Source organism: Mycobacterium sp. UM_WGJ, from assembly GCF_000455125.1.
Lineage (GTDB): Bacteria > Actinomycetota > Actinomycetes > Mycobacteriales > Mycobacteriaceae > Mycobacterium.
Genome location: NZ_AUWR01000028.1, coordinates 13,057 through 30,042, shown reverse-complemented (window position 1 = coordinate 30,042; position 16,986 = coordinate 13,057). Strand labels below are relative to the sequence as shown.

Annotated in this window: 16 protein-coding genes; 4 read left to right on the top strand and 12 right to left on the bottom strand. The window is 67.5% G+C overall.

Annotated elements, in window-relative coordinates; genetic code table 11:
• Window positions 1–84: 84 nt before the first annotated feature.
• From N416_RS0110295 to clpB, 7 genes are all read right to left on the bottom strand, one after another.
• Window positions 85–978 carry a hypothetical protein gene (locus N416_RS0110295; RefSeq protein ID WP_024442026.1) on the bottom strand — a complete coding sequence of 298 codons (894 nt, stop codon included), beginning with the start codon at window positions 976–978 and terminating at the stop codon, window positions 85–87.
• A 17-nt stretch (window positions 979–995) separates the two neighbouring features.
• Window positions 996–1,544 (bottom strand): orotate phosphoribosyltransferase, encoded by a 549-nt coding sequence (pyrE, locus tag N416_RS0110290; RefSeq protein ID WP_024442025.1) that lies wholly within the window; start codon window positions 1,542–1,544, stop codon window positions 996–998.
• Window positions 1,531–2,307: an SDR family oxidoreductase gene (locus N416_RS0110285; RefSeq protein WP_024442024.1), complete on the bottom strand. Its 777-nt coding sequence runs from the start codon at window positions 2,305–2,307 to the stop codon at window positions 1,531–1,533. The genes pyrE and N416_RS0110285 overlap by 14 nt, the downstream gene beginning before the upstream one ends.
• Window positions 2,308–2,329: 22 nt before the next feature.
• Complete coding sequence (gene ttfA / locus N416_RS0110280; protein ID WP_024442023.1) at window positions 2,330–3,214, bottom strand: trehalose monomycolate transport factor TtfA; 885 nt, start codon at window positions 3,212–3,214, stop codon at window positions 2,330–2,332.
• Window positions 3,215–3,286: 72 nt separating this feature from the next.
• The gene (locus N416_RS0110275; RefSeq protein ID WP_231384132.1) at window positions 3,287–4,492 is read right to left on the bottom strand and encodes a PecA family PE domain-processing aspartic protease; all 1,206 of its coding nucleotides are present in this window, start codon (window positions 4,490–4,492) and stop codon (window positions 3,287–3,289) included.
• Between the two features lie 154 nt (window positions 4,493–4,646).
• Window positions 4,647–5,870: a PecA family PE domain-processing aspartic protease gene (locus tag N416_RS0110270; RefSeq protein ID WP_036457642.1), complete on the bottom strand. Its 1,224-nt coding sequence runs from the start codon at window positions 5,868–5,870 to the stop codon at window positions 4,647–4,649.
• Between the two features lie 161 nt (window positions 5,871–6,031).
• The gene (gene clpB, locus N416_RS0110265; RefSeq protein ID WP_024442020.1) at window positions 6,032–8,578 is read right to left on the bottom strand and encodes an ATP-dependent chaperone ClpB; all 2,547 of its coding nucleotides are present in this window, start codon (window positions 8,576–8,578) and stop codon (window positions 6,032–6,034) included.
• Between the two features lie 204 nt (window positions 8,579–8,782).
• On the opposite strand from clpB, the gene N416_RS0110260 reads away from it, so the two are divergent.
• Window positions 8,783–9,403 carry a TetR/AcrR family transcriptional regulator gene (locus N416_RS0110260; RefSeq protein ID WP_024442019.1) on the top strand — a complete coding sequence of 207 codons (621 nt, stop codon included), beginning with the start codon at window positions 8,783–8,785 and terminating at the stop codon, window positions 9,401–9,403.
• Here N416_RS0110260 and N416_RS21520 read toward each other — a convergent pair.
• A complete protein-coding gene (locus N416_RS21520; protein ID WP_024442018.1) occupies window positions 9,392–9,853 on the bottom strand; it encodes a hypothetical protein in 462 nt (153 codons plus the stop codon). The genes N416_RS0110260 and N416_RS21520 overlap by 12 nt on opposite strands.
• Before the next feature lie 110 nt (window positions 9,854–9,963).
• On the opposite strand from N416_RS21520, the gene N416_RS0110250 reads away from it, so the two are divergent.
• Genes N416_RS0110250 through N416_RS0110240 form a run of 3 tightly spaced genes read left to right on the top strand, consistent with a single transcriptional unit; the run spans window position 9,964 to window position 12,744 of the window.
• Entirely contained in the window at window positions 9,964–10,635 is a 672-nt protein-coding gene (locus tag N416_RS0110250) for a GAP family protein (protein ID WP_024442017.1), read from the top strand.
• A 36-nt stretch (window positions 10,636–10,671) separates the two neighbouring features.
• Window positions 10,672–11,838 (top strand): FAD-binding oxidoreductase, encoded by a 1,167-nt coding sequence (locus N416_RS0110245; RefSeq protein WP_024442016.1) that lies wholly within the window; start codon window positions 10,672–10,674, stop codon window positions 11,836–11,838.
• 3 nt (window positions 11,839–11,841) lie between these two features.
• Window positions 11,842–12,744: an aldose 1-epimerase gene (locus N416_RS0110240; protein WP_024442015.1), complete on the top strand. Its 903-nt coding sequence runs from the start codon at window positions 11,842–11,844 to the stop codon at window positions 12,742–12,744.
• Here N416_RS0110240 and N416_RS0110235 read toward each other — a convergent pair.
• Genes N416_RS0110235 through dnaK form a run of 4 tightly spaced genes read right to left on the bottom strand, consistent with a single transcriptional unit; the run spans window position 12,741 to window position 16,800 of the window.
• On the bottom strand, window positions 12,741–13,115 hold the full coding sequence (locus tag N416_RS0110235; RefSeq protein WP_024442014.1) for a heat shock protein transcriptional repressor HspR: 375 nt from the start codon (window positions 13,113–13,115) through the stop codon (window positions 12,741–12,743). The two genes, N416_RS0110240 and N416_RS0110235, sit on opposite strands and share 4 nt — an antisense overlap.
• The gene (dnaJ, locus tag N416_RS0110230) at window positions 13,112–14,308 is read right to left on the bottom strand and encodes a molecular chaperone DnaJ (RefSeq protein ID WP_024442013.1); all 1,197 of its coding nucleotides are present in this window, start codon (window positions 14,306–14,308) and stop codon (window positions 13,112–13,114) included. The genes N416_RS0110235 and dnaJ overlap by 4 nt, the downstream gene beginning before the upstream one ends.
• A 21-nt stretch (window positions 14,309–14,329) precedes the next feature.
• A complete protein-coding gene (gene grpE, locus N416_RS0110225) occupies window positions 14,330–14,950 on the bottom strand; it encodes a nucleotide exchange factor GrpE (protein WP_024442012.1) in 621 nt (206 codons plus the stop codon).
• Window positions 14,947–16,800 (bottom strand): molecular chaperone DnaK, encoded by a 1,854-nt coding sequence (dnaK, locus tag N416_RS0110220; RefSeq protein WP_024442011.1) that lies wholly within the window; start codon window positions 16,798–16,800, stop codon window positions 14,947–14,949. Before dnaK ends, grpE begins: the two co-directional genes overlap by 4 nt.
• Window positions 16,801–16,986 lie beyond the last annotated feature (186 nt).

The window sequence follows — 16,986 nt, the reverse complement described above, 5'->3', positions numbered from 1 at the left end:
ATGAAACCGGCGGTTCAGTCAGACTCGACGGAGGAGAGGCGAAGTTGGGACCGCCGCATGAATCGGGATGGTCCGACGACTCGGTCACGAGATGGTCCACACGGCTGCATGCGTGCCCGCCACCGACACCGTCGGATACAGCAGCGCGGCGTTGATCTCCCCGTGCGTGCACAGCGAGGTCGGCACGTGCACCGAGTTCAGCGACGCCTCCGGCAGGATCAACACCGACGATCCCGCCGCGACGCAGTCCGCGCCCAGTCCAGGTATCGGCGTCGCGGGTCCGGCGATCAACATCAGCGGTCCGCCACGGGCTTTGGCGTCGTCGCGGTACTGCGAGGCGACCGCGTCGACCGACAGGTTAAGCACCATGGAGCCGGCGCCGGTGAACGCTTTCGGGTCGCCGAGGGCCGTCGGCGCCAGCGGCACGCCGTCGGCCCGGTAGGCCGCCACGCCTTGGGTGGTGAGCTGCAGACCGGTGTCGCCCGGATTGACCGGCGCCAGCCCCACCGGGAACGCCGCGGGGTAGGCCACCGTGGTGTCCTTGATCCGGTCGGCCGGCGAGTAGACATACATCCCGCGCAGCGCGCTGCGCTCCTTGAGCGGACCCAAACAGACGGTCCCGTTGAGCTGGTCGGGTTCCTTGGCCGACAGCGGCGTCGGCACCAATTCCCCCAGCAGCCGGCAGCTGCCCAGCCCGGTGGCCTCGATCGGGTGCGCCGGAGTGCCGTACACCCCGAACCGCAGTTCACCGGCGGCGGCGTGCGGGGCATCGGCATCGGCGACCCGGGCCTTGACGTCGACCAGCGCGTAGTCGACTTCCCACCGCAGGTTGGACAGGGTCATCTCCCAGCCCAGGATGGTGCGAGCCGAACCGATCGGGGCGCTGTGGGCACCGTAGGGGCCGGCCGTGCCGGAACCCGAGCAGGCCGCGGCACAGGCGACGGCCAACGCTGATGTCAGCGCGATCAGACTCCGCACAACCGTCCTCGGAGAGTTCAGTCCAGGCCCAGCTCGGCCAGGCCGAGCACACTGCGATACGGCACGCCTTCGGCCTCGATGGCCTCGGCCGCGCCGGTGGCACGGTCTACCACGGTGGCCACACCGACCACCTTGCCGCCCGCCTCACGCACCGCGCGCACCGCGGTCAGCGCCGACCCACCGGTGGTGCTGGTGTCCTCCACCACCAGAACCGGTTGGCCGGCCACGTCGAACCCTTCGATAAGGCGTTGCATGCCATGCGCTTTCACTGACTTGCGCACCACGAATGCGTCGATCGGGCGACCCGGAGCGTGCATAACGGCGGTCGCCACCGGGTCTGCGCCCAGGGTCAGGCCGCCCACGGCCGCGTAGTCCCAGTCGTCGGTGAGTTCGCGGACCAATCGCCCGATCAGGGCGCCGGCGCGGTGGTGCAGGGTGGAACGGCGAAGGTCGACGTAGTAGTCGGCTTCGGCCCCGGAGGACAGCGTCACACGGCCGTGCACCACCGACAGCTCGCGCACCAGCGCGGCGAGCTCATCGCGTTCGTCGTTGTTAAGTGCGGCCACGGCCCCTCCCGAATGTGTTGGTCAGCGTGCGCGACAGCCCGCGCGGAATCAGCCGACTGACGGCTGTCAATGCCTTGTATTGCAGGCCCGGAACGCTGACCACCTCGCCGCGGGCGATGTCGGCCAAACTGGCCGCGACCACATCGTCGACCTCCATCCACATGAAGGATGGCAGCGTGGCCATATCGATTCCGGCGCGCTCGTGGAACTCGGTGTGGACGTATCCCGGGCAGACCACGTGGATGCCGACGCCGGTGCCGTGCAGTCCGCCTGCCAGACCTTCGGTGAACGACACTACCCAGGCCTTGGACGCCGAGTAGGTCGAACCGCGTCCGGACAGCAGCCCGGCGACGCTGGCAATATTGATGACGGTGCCGGCACCCGCCTCGATCATCGCGGGCAGCGCGGCGCGGGTCAGTTGCATCACCGCGGTGACATTGACGTCCAGTTGCGACTGCAGCAGGGCCGGGTCGGCGGTCCAGAACTCCCCGGACGTGCCGAACCCGGCGTTGTTGACCAGTACCCGCACCCCGGCGCGCAGCCGCTCGGCAACTTTGGCGCGGCCGGCAGCGTCGGCCAGGTCGGCTGGTAGCACCTCGACGGCACCGCCGTGGCTGCCCCGCAGTTCGGTTGCCAGCGCTTCCAGGCGTTCGACGTCGCGGGAGACCAGGACCAGGTCATAGCCATCGGCGGCGTAGCGGCGGGCATAGCCGGCGCCCAGCCCGGAGGTGGGCCCGGTCACCACAGCAACGGGGCGAGACATGACGGACAGCCTAACGAGGCTGTCAGCGCTGATAGTGCGCGGTCTGGCGACCGTTGCGACCGCCGGGCGCGTGCAGCACGTCCGAGGAGCTCTCCCGGCTCGTCCGGCGGCGCGGCAGCTGCTCTGCAGCCGACGAGGCCTTGCCCGGTGCGGGTGAGGCCGCTCGCGGCGCGGACGAAAGCTGCTCGGCCTCGCCCTCGTCCGACGCCTCAGCGGCGCCCGACGACCCGAGCGGACGGCTGGGTTGCCCGTTGCGGCGGCCGGTTGCGGCGGCTCCGGCTTCGGCGGACTGACGCCGTGGGCTCGGCGGCAGCACCCGCAGCAGGTCGTTGAATTGGCGAACGCTGCGCAGGCCCTCATCCCACTGGGCGCGGGTGCTGGTGATGGGCATGCTCACCAGGGTCCAGTTCGCCTCGTTCCACATAACCTCGGCACAGTCCGGAGCGGTGTGGGCGAACGTGACCATCCGCCGGTCGCAGGCTCGGCGCGCCGCGTCGAGATTGGTGGAGTACACCATCCGTGGGCCGATCGCTCCGAGCAGCCAGATGTCGTTCTCCCGCGGTTCTTTGAGACCCTTGAGCCGCACGTCGACGACGACGTTGGTGCTGACCTTGCGGTGCAGGGCGATCACGGTCGCCACTTCGTCCAGGTCAAAGATGTAGACGGCCTCGCCGCGGATCTGGCCGAGCACCACGTTGCGCACCGGCGCCTCGCCCACCGTCGACATCACGCCGCGCTTCCAGCGGTGGAGGATCTCGGCGGATTCCGGCTCGAAGTCGAAACCGTGCGAACGGGCCCAGGACTTACGGCGCCGGCTACGGCCGCGCCGCTGGTCGATGTCCACGTACAGCAATACGGCCGCGCCGACGAAACACAGCGCGGACAGCGTGAACCAGAGCGGGACCATTGGGCCTAGCGTATCTGTTCTCGGCCGGGACTGACGAACGTCCTCAGGTCACAACCCGGTATCACCGCGGCGTTAGGGCGTCACGACCTTGTTCGCAACGATGTGCATGGAGCCGTTGCCGGCCGTCGAGACGTACACTTGGTTCTGCTGGAACAGCCAGTTGCCGGTGTTCATCGAGGTGCCGGACACGATCGTCGGGCTATTGGCGGAGGTCGGATCGACCGTGTAGTCGTAGAGCAGCGTACCGCCCTTGGTGGGGTCGCCCGTGTACACGCTGACCTGCTGGCCGGCGGCCAGAACCTCCCCCGCGCTTCCGTTCGTCAGGCTTACCGGGATCGTCCCGTTCACCCCACCGGAATCCATGACCGATCCGACCTGGGTGGCCGTTTTGCCGCCGTCGAAGGACACGTACAGCGTCGAGTTCGGCGAGCCGTCGACTCCGCCGGTCAGCGGGTCGGCGCCGAAGGTCAGGGTGCCGTCCTTCTGGTCGATCAGTACACCGTCGCCGAGAGCACCCGGCAGCGCTGTGGTCGGGATGCTGTCAGGGGTCGGCCCGGCTGCGTTCGCCCCGATGCCTAAGACGCCGTCGGCGTTATCGCCGAGGTAGGAGCTGATATTCCACCCGGTGAACAGTGCCGACATACTGACCGGGAAGGCGAACAACACGGCATCGACATCGGTCGTACCGGTGGTGACGGTGGCGCCGGCGGCGTCGGTGAACGTGACCGTGGTGGGCAGTTCCGCGTAGACGTAGTCCACCGAATTGCCGAACTGACCGATGTTGATGCTGGTGGGCAGGCCGGTGATCCCGAACGGGTTGATGTCCCAGATCGGCATGACCAGACCAGCCGAGCCGGTGTCGACCAGCACTGACGACTCCGGTCCGCCACCCACCGAGACGTTCACCACCGGTTCGGTGCCGCTGCTGACCTCCAGCGGGACCGTGAAGGTGTCCGCGGTGGTGGCGTCCGGGCCGAACGCGGCAGCGCTGCCGGCCACGCTCGCATCGGCGGCCCCCCCGAAGATCCACTGGTCAAGCTCGTTGATCGGGGTGTAGACGAGGCTCTGGTACCAGCTGTCGAACATGGTGTCCAGCGAGGACAGCGCGAAGCCCGGACCGGTGTCGGCAGCGATGCCGGGGTCGAACCCGCTGAGGGCGTCGATGATGGGTTGCAGCAGGTCATCGATGTCGGCGTGTGCTGTCGGCACGGGAGCTCCCAGCGCGAGAAACGCCCCGACCGCCGTGGTCACGCCGATCATGCGTCGACGAGCTGCCATCTCCGAAACCTCCCGCGTGAGGTCACGGACACCCGCTGAGCCGTAACCAACCGGGGTCAGCTAAACCACCCAGGGGCGTAGAACACCAGGGGTTTCAGCCAAGAAAGCGCCAAAAAACGCTTGGCCGGCAGACGGGCTCCCGGCCACTACCTCATCACGGTTGAATGATGGGGGTGCCACCCACGATGGTCTGCCCGACGCCATCCGGGCTGTACGAAATGTAGACCGGCTCTTGGGCGAACAGCCAGTTGCCGGTGTTCATACCGCCGCTGGCGATCACGGTCGGGCTGCGCACCTCGCCGGGCTGCGTGCCCACCGTGTAGGAGTACAGCGGAGTTCCGTCCTTGGTGAACACCTCAATGGTCGTCCCGCTGGGCAGCTGTCCGTTGGCGGTCGGGCTGACGCCGGCAGCGCTGAGCACCGAGGTCGGCATGGTGCCGTACACGCCGCCGGAGTCGATCACCGCCCTGACCGTCGAGGGCGCCTCGCCGTTGATGCTCACCTTCAGATCACTGGTGGGGAGTGTCCACGGCGCCCCCTGGATAACCGTTCCGCCCTCCAGCGGGTTGTCCCCGAAGACCAATCTGCCGCCCGGCTGGTCGATCAGCACGCCGTTGCCCAGAGTGCCCGGCAGGTCGGCGGTCGGAATGTGGTCGGGAGTGGGTCCGAGCGCGTTCGGTCCGATCCCCAAGATGCCGGTGGAGGAACCGGCCAGGTAGTCGTAGATGGACCAGGAGCCGAAGGGATTGAGGTCCGCCGGGAAGGCGAACAGCACCGCATCCACCGTGGTGTCGGCGGTCAGCGTGTCCCCGTCCACGCCGGTGAAGGTCACCGTGGTGGGCAGCTCTAAATAGAAGTAGTTCAGCGCGCCGCCGAACTGACCGATGTTGAAACCGGTCGGCAGACCGGTGATGCCGAACGGGTTGATGTTCCAGATCGGGATGACCAGTCCGGCAGCACCGGTGTCGACCAGCACCTCGGTCTGCGCGCCGCCGCCCACCGAGACATTGATCACCGGTTGGGTGTTGAGATTGACCTCCATCGGGACGGTGAAACTGTCCGGCAGATTGGCACTGTCCGGGCCGTACGCGACGGCACTGCCAGGAAGACTGTCCCCGAACAGCCACGGCGCGATGCTGTTGAGGGGGCTGTAAATGAGGTCCTGGTACCAGCCGTTGAACAGGGTGTCCAACGAGGCCAGTGCCGAACCCGGGTCGGTGTCTGCGGCGATGCCCGGGTCGACCCAGCTGATCGCGTCGATGATGGGCTGGAACAGGTCGTCCCAGTCAGCCTGAGCGGCCGGGGCGGGCGCGCCCAGCGCCAGTACCGCCCCCACGGCACCGACGGCGCCCACCAGGCGATGGCGACGAGCTGACATGGTTACCCCTCCGAATGAACGACGATGTAGGAAAACACCGGAATTTCTCAGTAAAGGCCAGGCTAACCGATCAGCTTCAACACCGCATCCGCAAAGGAGCGCGGGCCAATGCCAACGGGCCCCCGGACCTGCTTCCGGGGGGCCGTGGCGTGATGGGAATCTCAGCCCAGGATCAGCGACTCGCCGTCCGCGCTGATGTTGACCGGCACGATGTCACCGTCGTGCACCTCGCCAGCCAGCAGCATCTTGGCCAACTGGTCGCCGATGGCCTGTTGAATCAGCCGGCGCAGTGGACGCGCCCCGTAGACCGGGTCGAATCCGCGGTCAGCCAGCCACTTCTTGGCCTCCAACGACACCTCGATGGTCAGCCGCCGCTGCGCCAGCCGCTTGGCCAACTGCTGCAGCTGGATGTCGACGATCCGCACCAGCTCCTCAGGATTGAGGCCCTCGAAGATCAGCACGTCGTCAAGCCGGTTGATGAACTCCGGCTTGAACGCCGCCCGCACCGCGGCCATCACCTGCTCCTCGGTGCCACCCGACCCCAGGTTGGAGGTCAGGATCAAGATCGTGTTGCGGAAGTCCACGGTGCGGCCCTGGCCGTCGGTGAGCCGGCCCTCATCGAGCACCTGCAGCAGCACGTCGAACACGTCCGGGTGCGCCTTTTCGACCTCGTCGAACAGCACCACCGTGTAGGGCCGGCGGCGCACCGCCTCGGTCAGCTGACCGCCCTGGTCGTAGCCGACGTAGCCCGGAGGCGCACCGACCAGGCGAGCCACCGAGTGCTTCTCGCCGTACTCGCTCATGTCGATGCGGACCATGGCCCGTTCGTCGTCGAACAGGAAGTCGGCCAGCGCCTTGGCCAGCTCGGTCTTGCCGACGCCGGTCGGCCCCAGGAACAGGAACGAGCCCGTCGGCCGGTTGGGGTCGGCGACCCCGGCCCGGCTGCGCCGCACCGCATCCGACACCGCCTGCACCGGCTTACGTTGCCCGACGACACGCTTGCCGAGCTCCTCTTCCATGCGCAGCAGCTTGGCGGTCTCACCTTCTAGCAGCCGGCCGGCCGGGATGCCGGTCCAGGCGCTCACCACATCGGCGATGTCGTCGGGTCCGACCTCCTCCTTGAGCATCACGTCCTCGCGAGCCTGGGCGGTCGGCAGCGCGGCCTCGAGCTTCTTCTCCACCTCCGGGATGCGCCCGTAGCGCAGCTCGGCGGCCTTGGCCAGGTCGCCGTCGCGTTCGGCGCGGTCGGACTCACCGCGCAGCTCTTCCAGTTGCTCCTTGAGCTCACGGACGACGTCGATAGCGCCCTTCTCGTTCTGCCACCGGGTCGTCAGCTGTGCCAGCTTCTCCTTGTAGTCGGCCAGCTCGCTGCGTAGTTTCACCAGCCGTTCCTTGGAGGCGTCGTCTTCCTCCTTGGCCAGCGCCATCTCCTCGATCTCCAGCCGGCGCACCAGACGTTCTACCTCGTCGATCTCGACGGGCCGGGAGTCGATCTCCATCCGCAGCCGCGACGCGGACTCGTCGACCAGGTCGATCGCCTTGTCCGGCAGGAACCGGGCGGTGATGTAGCGGTCACTCAAGGTGGCCGCGGCGACCAGCGCCGAGTCGGTGATGCGCACCCCGTGGTGCACTTCATAGCGGTCCTTGAGGCCACGCAGGATGCCGATGGTGTCCTCCACCGACGGCTCCCCGACGTAGACCTGCTGGAAGCGGCGCTCCAGGGCGGCGTCCTTCTCGATGTACTTGCGGTACTCCTCGAGGGTGGTGGCACCAACCAGCCGCAGTTCACCACGCGCCAGCATCGGCTTGATCATGTTGCCGGCGTCCATCGCGCCTTCGCCGGTCGCGCCGGCGCCGACGATGGTGTGCAGTTCGTCGATGAACGTGATGATCTGTCCGGCGGAGTTCTTGATCTCGTCCAGGACGGCCTTGAGCCGTTCCTCGAACTCGCCGCGATACTTGGCACCCGCGACCATCGAACCCAGGTCCAAGCTGACGACGGTCTTGTCTCGCAGGCTGTCCGGGACGTCGCCGGCGACGATGCGCTGGGCCAGGCCCTCGACGATCGCGGTCTTGCCGACACCGGGCTCACCGATGAGCACCGGGTTGTTCTTGGTGCGCCGGCTCAAAACCTGCACCACCCGGCGGATCTCGGTGTCACGGCCGATCACCGGGTCCAGCTTGCCCTCGCGGGCACGCGCGGTCAGATCGGTGGAGTACTTCTCCAATGCCTGGTAGCTGGCCTCCGGGTCAGGGCTGGTGACCCGCGCACTGCCGCGCACCTTGACGAACGCCTCCCGCAGCGCCTGCGGCGACGCGCCGTGGCCGGTCAACAGCTTGGCGACGTCGGAGGCGCCGGTGGCCAAGCCGACCATCAGGTGCTCGGTGGAGACGTACTCGTCATCGAGTTCGGTGGCCAACTGCTGGGCGACGGTGATCGCGGCCAGCGAGTCGCGGGACAGCTGCGGCTGCGCGTTGGAGCTGGTCACCTGCGGCGCCAGCTCGATCAGGCGCTGCGCTTCGTCGCGGACAGTCGCCGGGTTCACACCGACCGCCTCCAGCAGCGGCGCGGCGATCCCGTCGTTCTGGGTCAGCAAGGCCTGCAGCAGATGGGCGGGCCGGATTTCGGGGTTGCCGGCGGCAGTAGCCGTCTGCAACGCCGCGGTCAGCGCTGCCTGGGTCTTGGTGGTCGGGTTGAACGAGTCCACGACACCTCCATTCGGGGTCAGAGCGGGCTACACGTGCCCGCCAAAAATGGTTGTCGTGTTGTCCAACGCCGTCAAGGTTGAGTCTGTTCCGCTCAAGTCATCTTTTTTGCGGAGCGGCATTCGGACAACTGGAATCAACCGATTCCTCTATGCGACCGGGCGCGGGAACGTATCCTCAGGCGTCCCCACGATTCGGAGGTGCACATGAGTGGCGAACGGGCGCCACGGGTGTGGCGCGGCCAGACCCACGATGCCCGGTCCCAGGCACGTCGGGCTCAGCTGATTGAGGCAGGAATGGAGCTGCTGGGCACCGGGGGCACAGCCGGCGTCACGATGCGCGCGGCGTGCCGCGACGCCGGGCTCAGCCTTCGCTACTTCTACGAAAGCTTCAGTGACACAGACGAGCTGATCCTGGCCGTGTACGACAAGTGCAACGCCGAACTGCTTGCCACCATGGCCGGTGTCGCCGGCAAAGCGGCGCCGATCAGCGTGGCGCTCGACCGGGCGACAGCCTATTTCGAGGAAGATCCCCGTCGGCTGCGGATCCTGCTGCGGGAGCCGCAATCCAGCACCCTGCTGGCCGATCATCGCGCCGACGTTCTGCCCGGACTGCTGGGCGCACTGATCGGCCCATCCGGTGTCGCTGATTCGTCTGCGGTCACCGCAACACAAGCCATGAGTGCCAGCGCACTGTCTGGAGCCCTGACCACGCTGGTCCTCGACTGGGCCGACGGCCGTCTTCACGTGAGCCGTGCCGAGCTGGTGAAGTTCGCCGCCGGGCTGGTCCGGGCCGAGCTGAACTTGGCAAGCCCGTCACAGAGTTGACGGCTGGCACGAGCTGGCGCCGGAACGCGGGCGCGTCCACAGGTACAACGCGATCCAGGCGCCGTAGCCCAGCGCCATCCCCGCATACATCACGGCGGGATCGTCCTGCCCGTGCACGCTGAGGTAGAGCACCACACCGGCAAGCAGCGCCGGTAGCACTGCGGCACGACGCCGCAGCGCGAACGCCACCGTGACGAGCACGACCGATGCGGTCAGCAGCACCGGACTGAGCCGGTGCAGCACGTCGAGCAGTGCCGCGAACCACCCCCGGAATTCGCCGGTGGCATGCCCGGCGTGCCCCATGCCGGCGGCGGCCGACGCTCCGGCCCCGAGCGCCGCCAGGGCCGCCGGCAGGCAGCAGGCCAGCGTGCAGGTCAGCGCGGCAACGACTCCCGCGGCCCCGAACCGGCGTCCGGGGGGCCGGTCGCGACATTCTGACGTGGGTGACATGTCCGCCCTTCCTAGACACTTCCCGTTGAACCTATACCCCGTATGGGTATCTATCAAGGGCGGCGCGCTGGGTGACGGGTCCGTGCCATCGCGTCGACTACGGTGCTGCTATGACGACCAGCCTGGCTTCGGTGTGGACCGCGTTGATCCCCCTCGCGCTGGTGGTGGCGCTCTCGCCGATCACCGTCATCCCTGCCGTGCTGGTGCTGCACACCGCGCGCCCACGCGAGACCGGGCTGGCCTTCCTGCTCGGTTGGCTGGTGGGCCTGGCGGCACTGACCGCCGCCTTCATCGCCGTATCCGGACTGCTGGGCGGCTTGCACACCACGCCGCCGGCCTGGGCGTCGTGGTTGCGGATTGTCGTGGGTGCGCTGCTGATCGCGTTCGGCGTCTACCGGTGGACGACCCGGCACGGACACGGCGAGATGCCGCGCTGGATGCGCTCATTCACCGCGATGTCCCCGCCGCGCGCTGGCCTGACGGCCGCTGCGCTGGCCGTGATCCGGCCAGAGGTGCTGTTCATGTGCGCAGCGGCCGGCCTGGCCATCGGCAGCGCCGGACTGCGTCGAGAGGACAGTTGGCCGGCGGCCATCTTCTTCGTCCTGCTCGCCGCATCCTCGGTCCTGATCCCGATTCTCGGCTACCTGGCGGCCAGCGACCGACTGGATCCAGCGCTGAACCGGCTCAAGGACTGGATGGAGCAGCAGCACGCCGCGCTCGTCGCCGTCATCTTGGTCCTCATCGGTGCAATGGTGGTCTACAACGGGATTCACGCGCTATAGCCGGCGTCGGCGCCGGCCAGCATTAAGATCGCGGCCGTGGGCTTGGACGATCGCGACGCGCTGCGCGTGCTGCACGGCGCATTCGCCGTGCCGTCCGACGGTTCCGGTGTCGTCGCCCGGTTCTTCACCCGATGGTTCGGCACCGACCCGTCGGTGCGTGACCTGTTCCCCGCCGACCTGACCACCCAGCGGGCCGCTTTCGCCCACGCCATGGCCTGGGTGCTCAGCGAATTCATCGCCCAACGGGCACAAGAACCCATAGCGCTTCTAGCCCAACTGGGCCGTGACCACCGCAAGTACGGTGTGACGCAACGTCATTACAACGTGATAGGCCAAGTGCTTCTGAGCACCCTGCGTGCGGAGCTGGCCGAAGACTGGACCGCAGCCGTCGACGACGCCGCCCGCGAGGCGCTGAATCTGATCGTCGGGGTGATGGGCGGCGCCGCCGATGCCGAAGAGGGCCCGGCGTGGTGGGACGGCACCGTCGTCGAGCACCTCCGGGTCTCCCGCGACATCGCCGTCGTCCGGATCCAGTTGGACCAACCGCTGCCCTATCACCCGGGGCAGTACGTCAAAGTCGAGGTGCCGCAGTGCCCACGGTCATGGCGCTACTTGAGCCCGAGTATGCCCGCCGACGAGACCGGGGCCATCGAGTTTCACGTCCGCGCGGTGCCCGCCGGTCTGGTCAGCACCGCGATCGTCAACGAAACCCGGCCCGGTGACCGGTGGCGACTGTCCAGCCCCCACGGCGGTCTGCACGTCGATCGCGACGCCGGAGACGTGCTGATGGTGGCCGGAAGTACCGGGTTGGCGCCGCTGCGCGCAATCATCATGGACCTGACCCGATGGGGCGTGAACCCGCGGGTGCACCTGTTCTTCGGTGGCCGCTATCCCTGCGAGCTCTACGACCAGCCCACTCTGTGGCAGATCGCCGCACACAACCCGTGGCTGTCGGTGACGCCGGTGTCGGAGTACGCGGGCGACCCGGAATGGGCCGCCGATTACCCCGACGTGACCCCGCCGCGGGGATTGCATCTGCGTCAGACCGGACGATTGGCGGAGGCGGTCACCCGCTACGGCAGCTGGGGCGACCGCCAGATTCTGGTCTGCGGTGGGCCGGAGATGACGCGGGCTACCGTGGCGGCGCTCATCGCCAAAGGAGCTCCCCCAGAACGCATTCAACACGACCCTCTGTCGGAGTGAGAAGTGACTGATCTCGAGTCCTGCGTGGTGATGGATCCGTCATCGTCGCTGACGGCGACCTTCGTTCCGGGCGCGGGCATGATCGGGACGTCGCTGTGCGACGACGGCGTGGAACTGCTCGGCCAGCGCCGGGGGGTGGCCGCCTACGTTGCCGAGCACAAGACCATGGGCCTTCCGCTGTTATATCCGTGGGCGAATCGCTTGAGCGGCAACAGCTACCAGGTGGGTGCCACGGAGGTAGCGCTCACGCCGGGCGTCGGCGGGGTGCACGCCGACGAATACGGCGCCCCCATCCACGGCACCCTGGCCGGGGATCCCGGTTGGCGGGTGAGCGCGCGATCGGCGTCGGCGTTGACCGCGGAACTGGACTTCGGGGCCCGCCCGGACCTGCTGGCGACGTTCCCGTTCCCGCACCTGTTGGAGCTGGCCATCACCCTGGCGGATCGCACCTTGACGGTGCGCACCACGGTCACCGCAACCAGCGAGACAGCGGTGCCGCTGTGCTTCGGCTTCCACCCCTACCTACACATTCCCGGCGTACCCAGGACGCAGTGGCTCATCGAGACACCGGCGATGCGGTCCCGGATCGTCGACGCACACAATCTCCCGACCGGTGCGCTCACGCCTCACCCGGTATCGACAGAGTTGTTGGGCGACACGGTGTTCGACCACGGGTTCGACGAGGTGGCACCTGGAGCGCTGTTCGCACTCTCCGGCGGCGGTCGACGCATCGAGGTGCGCTTCGACCAAGGCTATCCGGCGGCGCAGATCTACGCTCCGGCCACCGAAGACGTGGTGTGCTTCGAGCCCATGGCCGCACCTACCGACGCACTGCGCCGCGGCGGCTACGCGGTGGCCCGGTTGGGCCAGCCCGGCGTGGCCCAGTTCTCGATCCGTATCCGCTAACGGCGCGGTTGCCAGACCACGACGGCGGTGCTCTTGGGCACCACCGCGATCTCGCGACGCTGGTTGGCGCGCAACCTGTCCAGCTCCGCCGCCATCTCCTTGACCCGCGACTGCAACGCCTCGACCTGGTTGGTCAGTTCGATGATTCGCTTGATGCCGGCGAGGTTGACCCCCTCATCATGAGAAAGCCGCTGCACCTCGCGCAGCAGGTCGACGTCGCGTTCGGAGTAACGGCGTCCGCCACCCGAGCTGCGCTGCGGACTCACCAGCCCGATCCGGTCGTAGGTGCGCAGGGTCTGCGCGTGCATCCCGGCCAGCTCGGCGGCCACCGAGATCAGGAAGGTGCGCGAACTCTCCGAGGATTTGCTCATGACCGGTTCCCCGCCCATCCGGCCCGCGGGTCGAATCCGCTGGCCTGCTCCGCAGCCGCGTACGCCTCGAGCGCCTCTTGCGCCTGACCCTCCAGATTCGGTGGGACCGCGACCTTGACGGTGACCAGCAGGTCCCCGCTGCCGCCGCCGCGTTTGGGCACACCGCGCCCGCGAACCCGCAGAATCCGGCCGTCGGCGGTTCCCTTGGGCACCCGCACGCCGACTTTGCCGTCCAGCGTCGGGACCGAGAGCGTGGTGCCCAAAGCGAGCTCGGAGAAGCTCACCGGGATGGTGACCGTCAAGTCGTCCCCGTCGCGCCCGAAGACCTTGTCCGGACGCACCCGCACCGTCACGTAGAGGTCACCCGAGGGCGCGCCGCGCAGCCCGGCCTCACCCTGGCCCGCCAGCCGAATCCGTTGGCCGTCCTCGACACCGGGGGGAATGCGTACATTGATTGTGCGGGTCCGGGCTGCCCGTCCGGTTCCGTTGCACTCCGAACACGGGTGTTCGATGATCGATCCGCTGCCACGGCAGTCGGTACACGGTTCCGAGAACCCGAACGCACCCTGATTGCTGCTGATCACCCCGGATCCGTTGCAGGAGACGCAGACTCGGGGGCTGGTGCCCGGCCGGGCGCCACTGCCGTGACAGTTGGTGCACGGCGCGGCACTGGTCAGCCGCAGCGGCATCTCGACGCCCTTGGTGGCTTCCAGGAAGCTCAACTCGGAGTCGGTCTCCAGGTCGTTGCCGCGGCGCGGCCGGCTCGGGCGTTGCTGCGCACCGCGCCCGAACAGGCCGCCGAAGAGATCACCGATGTTGGCCCCACCGGTCTGGCCGGCAGCGCCGAACAGGTCGTTGAGGTTGAATTCGTTGCCGTCGCCGCCGGTGGAGAACCGGTCGAAGTTACCGCCGCCGAAGCCACCACCGCCGTTGAAGCGCCGCCCGAACCCGCCGCCTGCGAACAGCCGGCGGGTCTCGTCGTACTCCTTGCGCTTGGCTTCATCGGACAACACGCTGTAGGCCTCGGAGACCGCCTTGAAGCGGTCTGCGGCGGCCGGGTTGTTCGGGTTGCGATCCGGATGCAGCTCGGAGGCCAACTTGCGGTAGGCGCTCTTGATCTCCTTCTCGCTGGCGTCGGAGGAGACGCCCAACTCCTTATAGAAGTCCTTTTCGACCCATTCACGCTGAGCCATGACGCGTCACCTCCTTACCTGTCAATTCTCTTCAGCAGTGTCGCCGTCGACAACCGCTCCGTCGGAACCGGCTTCCGGGACGGTGTCGACCACGCCCACCATCGCGTGCCGCAGTACCTGCTCGCCGAGCTTGTAGCCCCGTCTCAGGACGGCGCCGATCACCGAGTGCGTCCCGTCGCCCTCATGCTGGACCGCCTCATGCAGCAACGGGTCGAATTCGTCGCCCTCGGCGCCGAACGACGTCAGTCCCATTCCGGTGAGCACACCGGTCAGCTTGTCCGCCACTGCCTTCAGCGGGCCCGCTTCCAAGTCGCCGTGGCTTCGGGCGCGGTCCAGGTCGTCGAGGATCCCGAGCAATTCGGTCACCACTGCGGCCTTGGCCCGGTCGGCGATACCTTGCTGATCGCGCAGCATCCGCTTGCGGTAGTTGGCGAAGTCCGCCTGGACTCGCTGCAGGTCGGCGGTCAGCTCGGCGACCTGATCGGCCTGGTCCTCGCTGGCGGCCGGCTCCTCCGGCGCCGGCCCACTAGGGGCCGGCCCGGAGGAACTCTCCCGCACTTCACCGGTTTCCGGGTCGATGCGCCGCTTGTCGGTGACGGTGATGGTCTCCGGAGACGATTCGCGTGAGTGTTCTTCGCTCACTTGGTGTCTCCGTCGTCGACCACCTCTGCGTCCACGACGTCGTCGTCGCTAGCGGACCCGGCGCCTTCTGCTCCAGCGGCGGCCTGCTCAGCCTGGGTGGCCTCGTAGATCGCCTGACCCAGCGCCTGCGACTCGACGCCCAGCTTCTCCATCGCCGCCTTGATGGCGCCGATGTCGGTGCCCTCCAACGCCTTCTTGGCTTCGCCGATGGCTGCGTCCACCTTGCCGAGGGTGTCCTCGGGAACCTTGGAGCCGCCCTCGGCTTCGCGCTGCTCCTTGACGAACTTCTCCGTCTGGTAGACCAGCGACTCGGCCTGGTTGCGCACGTCGGCCTCTTCGCGACGCTTGCGGTCCTCCTCGGCGTGCGCCTCGGCGTCCTTGATCATCCGGTCGATCTCCTCCTGGGACAGGCCGGAGCCCTCCTGGATCTTGATCGTGTTCTCCTTGCCGGTGCCCTTGTCCTTGGCGGTGACGTGCACGATGCCGTTGGCGTCGATGTCAAAGGTGACCTCGATCTGCGGGACACCGCGCGGGGCCGGCGGGATACCGGTGAGCTCGAAAGAGCCCAGCAGCTTGTTGTGCGAGGCGATCTCGCGCTCACCCTGGAAGACCTGGATCTGGACCGACGGCTGGTTGTCGTCGGCGGTGGTGAAGGTCTCGCTGCGCTTGGTCGGGATGGTGGTGTTGCGCTCGATCAGCTTGGTCATCACGCCGCCCTTGGTCTCGATACCGAGCGACAGCGGGGTGACGTCAAGCAGCAGAACGTCTTTCACCTCACCCTTGAGCACACCGGCCTGCAGGGCGGCGCCCACGGCGACAACCTCGTCGGGGTTGACGCCCTTGTTGGGCTCCTGACCACCGGTCAGCTCCTTGACCAGCTCGGTGACCGCGGGCATCCGGGTGGAACCACCCACCAGCACCACGTGGTCGATCTCCGACACCGAGATACCGGCGTCCTTGATCACCGACTGGAACGGCTTGCGGGTGCGGTCCAGCAGATCCTGGGTGATCTTCTGGAACTCCGAACGGGTCAGCTGCTCGTCGAGGAACAGCGGGTTCTTGTCGGCGTCGACAGTGATGTAGGGCAGGTTGATCGAGGTGCTCTGCGAGCTGGACAGCTCGATCTTGGCCTTCTCGGCCGCTTCACGCAGCCGCTGCATGGCCATCTTGTCCTTGGTCAGGTCGATGCCCGAGGTGCCCTTGAACTTGTCGACCAGCCAGTCGACGACACGGTCGTCCCAGTCGTCACCACCGAGGTGGTTGTCACCGGAGGTGGCCCGCACCTCGACCACGCCCTCGCCGATCTCCAGCAGGGAGACGTCGAAGGTGCCGCCACCGAGGTCGAACACCAGGATGGTCTGTTCCTTGTGGCCCTTGTCCAGGCCGTAGGCCAGCGCAGCCGCGGTCGGCTCGTTGACGATGCGCAGCACGTTCAGCCCGGCGATCTGACCGGCTTCCTTGGTGGCCTGGCGCTGGGCGTCGTTGAAGTACGCCGGCACGGTGATCACGGCGTCGGTGATGTCCTCACCGAGGTAGGCCTCCGCGTCACGCTTGAGCTTCATCAGCACGCGGGCGCTGATCTCCTGCGCGGTGTAGTCCTTGCCGTCGATCTCGACTTTCCAGTCGCTGCCGATGTGACGCTTGACCGAGCGAATGGTGCGGTCGACGTTGGTGACCGCCTGGTTCTTGGCGGGCTGGCCGACCAGCACTTCACCATTACGGGCGAATGCGACGACCGACGGGGTCGTGCGCGAGCCCTCCGAGTTGGCTACGACGACAGGGTCGCCGCCCTCGAGCACCGAGACGCAAGAGTTGGTAGTCCCGAGGTCGATTCCGACCGCACGAGCCATTGTGATTCCTCCCTGGTAGACGATATCCCTAGTCTGAGCGGACTGCGCTCAAGGATGCTCCTTCGGCGGCTTGGCTGTCAACCCAGACTTGAGTGCTTGTGACTCAACTTGTCGAATGGGTCAACGGACCCGGTTCGCGATTTGTTCCCGAATGGCACCGCGGCAGCGAAACGGGCACCGAGGGGT